This is a genomic window from Fodinibius sp. (assembly GCF_041642155.1).
Classification (GTDB): domain Bacteria; phylum Bacteroidota; class Rhodothermia; order Balneolales; family Balneolaceae; genus Fodinibius.
In genome coordinates, this window is the sequence record NZ_JBEPWZ010000270.1 from 1 (window position 1) to 4052 (window position 4052).

Annotated in this window: 3 protein-coding genes, 1 tRNA gene and 2 pseudogenes; all 6 read right to left on the reverse strand. The window is 46.8% G+C overall.

Going from position 1 to position 4052, the window contains the following annotated elements; genetic code table 11:
* Positions 1 to 328 (reverse strand): annotated as a pseudogene (locus tag ACESLU_RS12435) (hypothetical protein); the annotation flags it as partial.
* Positions 329 to 391: 63 nt separating this feature from the next.
* Positions 392 to 1000 carry a phospholipid-binding protein MlaC gene (locus ACESLU_RS12440; RefSeq protein ID WP_372638964.1) on the reverse strand — a complete coding sequence of 203 codons (609 nt, stop codon included), beginning with the start codon at positions 998 to 1000 and terminating at the stop codon, positions 392 to 394.
* Between the two features lies 1 nt (position 1001).
* On the reverse strand, positions 1002 to 2387 hold the full coding sequence (locus tag ACESLU_RS12445; RefSeq protein WP_372638965.1) for a TolC family protein: 1386 nt from the start codon (positions 2385 to 2387) through the stop codon (positions 1002 to 1004).
* 100 nt (positions 2388 to 2487) lie between these two features.
* Positions 2488 to 2574, reverse strand: a tRNA-Ser gene (locus ACESLU_RS12450).
* A 38-nt stretch (positions 2575 to 2612) separates the two neighbouring features.
* A complete protein-coding gene (gene atpG / locus ACESLU_RS12455; RefSeq protein ID WP_372638966.1) occupies positions 2613 to 3503 on the reverse strand; it encodes an ATP synthase F1 subunit gamma in 891 nt (296 codons plus the stop codon).
* Positions 3504 to 3506: 3 nt separating this feature from the next.
* Positions 3507 to 4052, reverse strand: a pseudogene (locus ACESLU_RS12460) (F0F1 ATP synthase subunit alpha); the annotation flags it as partial.

Here is a 4052-nt window from a genome sequence, read left to right on the forward strand (position 1 = left end):
TGTCGGGATTTTTACACCATATGATATCGCTGTCGAGAAAAATATTCTTCTCGAAAAACATATATTCGTGGATGTTATGCTTGAATCCCACGATAGAAGCCCGGTCTGGCGACATCACGTGGACGACGTCAAAAATACTGCTCAGGTTAAATTCTTCCAGAATCTTTTTATGCTTCTCCTCACAGACCAGGGCGACGGGACGCTCTTCATCGTACCGGCGCAGCGACACAACCGAGGCAACAGCGTGTCTGAGATACCGGGGATGACCGTAAGTGGTATAGACATATCCCTGAGAGGCTAACTTTTTCTGTTGAACCGATCGCAGCATAAGCTCTGTTTATCTTATTTTTGGAGCAAATATACAAGTATTATTGCGTATTAATAAACCTATTTATTTCGCTGCCCGTTTTCGAAGGGTTTCGAGGAGCGAATCATATCCTTTCTTTCGAATGATATTTTGAAACTGCCGTCGATATGACGCTGCCGTGGAAACGTCATCAATGATCATGTCGGTCATCACCCACCCGTTGTTGTCGGTATACTTCATGGTATATCCCACGGGGGTACGCACGTCCTCCAGCTGGGCCATGGTCCGTACCTCGGCTTCGTCTCCCTCAACCGATACATCCTCATACTTCACCTCTGCCCGGTAAATATCCAGTTTATTCAGGGATTGATCCCGAATAATCGTTGAAAAAAGATCTACAAACTCTTCCCGCTCTTCTTCCGAAAGCGCATCGTAGGTATCCTGCAGTGCGAACTGAGCCATAGCCCGGTAGTCAATAACCCCGTTTATAATATTTTTAAGCTTTTCGCGCTGTTCCTGGGTGTATTCAGTGCCCCTGGGACCCAAGAGCTCTTTGATCTCCTCGTCACGATCTTCCAGCAACTGCCTGACAGCACCTTCACTTTGCTGGGCAAAACTTTCTGCCGGAAGAATGAGCAAAAAACTGAACAGGCTCATTAGGAATACGAGGGAGATGGTATAAAAATAATTCATATCATTCTTCATTATTAAACATTTGTGTTATCGGTAATCCTGACTTCCGATATAGTTGAATCATATTTTTATTGAGCTCAAAGATATCGCGCTTCATCTTTACACGCAGCTCAAGCTCTTTTTGCATGGCGTCAATTAGATCTTTTGTGTCTCCTATACCAAAGTCGTAATCCAATTGTTCCTGTCGCAACCATTTTTTGCTGGTAACAAGAGCTTCGTCGGTATTCTCAACTTTTACCTTCGACAAGGAAGCCTCTTTATAGATTTCATTGATTTCCAATACGATACCATCAACGGCTGCCTCCTTTAAATATTTTGCCTGCCGGTGTTGCAGTTGTCTTCTCTCAATGTCAGCGTTGATGCTTAAAAAATCCAGATTCTGGCGAATAACCAGCCCGAATGACGCAGAGAGATAATTGGAATTATTGATAATAAAAGGATTACTCTGCCGGGGACGGTTGGGTGTGTTGGCAAAACTTCCTCTCAGTCCAAGGACCAGGGCGGGCAGGGTCTGACTTTTCTGGGCTCTCAGCCCGTACTCCGCTGCATCAATGCCCGCTTCGATAGCCTTAACTTCCGATCGCTGCTTAATGGCATTCATCCGGTAGAAATCAATCTCTTTCAGTTCCTCAGGTACCGGATCCAAAAACCGCGTTTCAGGCAAATATACCGTGCCTTCCTCCGACTGCATGACGTAATCCCAGATGCGGCGAGTCATGGCCGCGCTCTCCTGGACCTCGGTGGCCCGAGTGGCAAACTCGGATTTAAAAATCTTAAATTTGAAAAAGTCCGATTCATCAAAATCTTCGGCCCCCTCTTCCTGCTTTTCTTCCAGCTGCTTTTCTATATCGTTAATGGTACCCGTCGCTTCGTCAAGCAGTCGCATGATTTCCTGAGTCAGCAAATGACTTTGGTAGAGCTCAACCAAACGTACTTTCAGATCGGCCTGCTGCTGTTCAAACTGCTCTTTAGCTGCTACGGCCGCAGATTCGGCTGCCTTGACGACATTGCTCAGCGCCCCCCAGGTAAAGAGTGGCTGGGCAGCATTCACTTCAGCACGGGTAAAGACCGCCCAGTCCTCCCAGTCATTTTCCAGGTTGGGATCCAGATAATATTCATCCTCGGAGAGATCGGTGCTACTTGTCACCCCGGGGACCACCCCGTGCTGCGTGCTCAGATTGAATTCAGGTAAATATCTTTTTGCATTTGCCTGGGAAACCTGGTTTTCAGCAATATTTACTTTTTGGCGCTCGTATTTAAGCTGTCCCGCATTCTCCATCCCCCGGTCAATAAACTCTTGCAACGATACCCGAACCGTATCCTGTGCATAAGCTCCCACCGAACAACCCAGGAGAAGCAGGGATAAGACAACTATAGATTTTTTCATGGCGAGGAATCCTATTCAATAAACATTTGCGTGATTAACGTTCAACCGTCTCTTTTATTTAAAAAAAAAGCCCTTCAGTCATTTCTGAAGGGCTTAAATGCGGAGGGAGAGGGATTCGAACCCCCGGAGACCATAAGGCCTCAACGGTTTTCAAGACCGCCGCATTCGACCACTCTGCCATCCCTCCTATAGCTATAGGGTGATAAGAGAAAGATTGTATTTCAATCAGGCATCTTCAAGCGCCTGTGCACCCGAAATAATTTCTGAAATTTCCGTGGTAATGGCAGTTTGGCGAGCACGGTTGTATTCGAGCTCAAGATCTTCCTGAAGTTCGTTGGCGTTCTCCGTTGCGTTATCCATGGCCGTCATTCGTGCGCCCTGCTCGGCCGCATTCGACTCAAGGATAGCCTTCCAAAGCTGTAAGTTCAAGTGAGAAGGTAGTAACCTTTTAAGGATTTCATCTACATCCGGCTCGTAAATATACTCCTTCTGCGCACCAATTTCTTTATCTTCCTTCACCAGAGACTCCGGTTCAATGGGTAACACAGATTCTACAATTCTATTCTGGGCAATCACGGATTTAAACTCATTATAAGCAATTTTGACCTCGTCATACTCCCCGTCATTAAACTGTCTGATCACTTTCCGCATGATCGCGGACACCTTGGGAAATTTCACTTCGTCAAAGAAGTTCGGGTATTCAGCGACAATGTTATAGTTACGCTTTCCAAAATGCTTGATTGCTTTCCTCCCCACGCACACAAGCGAAAGCGTCCCCTCCTTCTTGTATTTTAGATAATCTTCTTCAATGGTTTTTTCAACCATTTTAAACAAGTTATTATTAAAAGCTCCACATAACCCGCGATCCGAACTGATAATGATAAGGAGTACTTCGTCGGTGGTCTCCGGCTTTCTGAGCAACTGATACTCCTCGGAGGCATCGTTAACCAACCGGGCTACAATCTCCTTCATTTTAGCGGCGTACGGACGTGTAGCGATGATGCGATTCTGTGCCTTCCGCAATTTCGCGGCCGCCACCATTTTCATGGCCTTGGTAATCTGACGCGTATTTTTTACGGATTCAATACGGTTTCGTATGTCTCGAAGGTTCGCCATAATTTAGGAGTCGTCAGAGACTGTCATTTGATCGATTATGGTTCGGGCCGTTTTCAGGAGTTTCTCCCCGAACTCATCATCCAGTTCACCGGATATTGCCAAGTCTGCCATCTCATCATCAAACTTCACGTTTACCGTCTCAAGATAATTTTCTTCGAATTCCCGAATTTGATCCACGGCCAGGTCTTCCAGTAGGCCCTCACTGTTTATTTTCAGCAGGGCAATCTGCTCCTGAACTGCAAGCGGTTGGTAGATATCCTGTTTCAGAAGTTCAACGGTTCGCTCCCCCCGTTTCAGCTGCCGCTGCGTGGAAGGATCCAGATCGGAACCAAACTTGGCAAATGCTTCAAGCTCGCGGTATTGTGCCAGATCCAGCTTCATCGTTCCGGCCAGTTTCTTCATCGATTTGACCTGTGCCGATCCGCCCACGCGCGACACCGAAGTACCGACATCGATGGCGGGACGAACGCCCGAGTTAAACAGGTCGGTATCCAGGAAAATCTGTCCGTCTGTAATCGAGATCACGTTCGTCGGAATATAAGCGGAGAC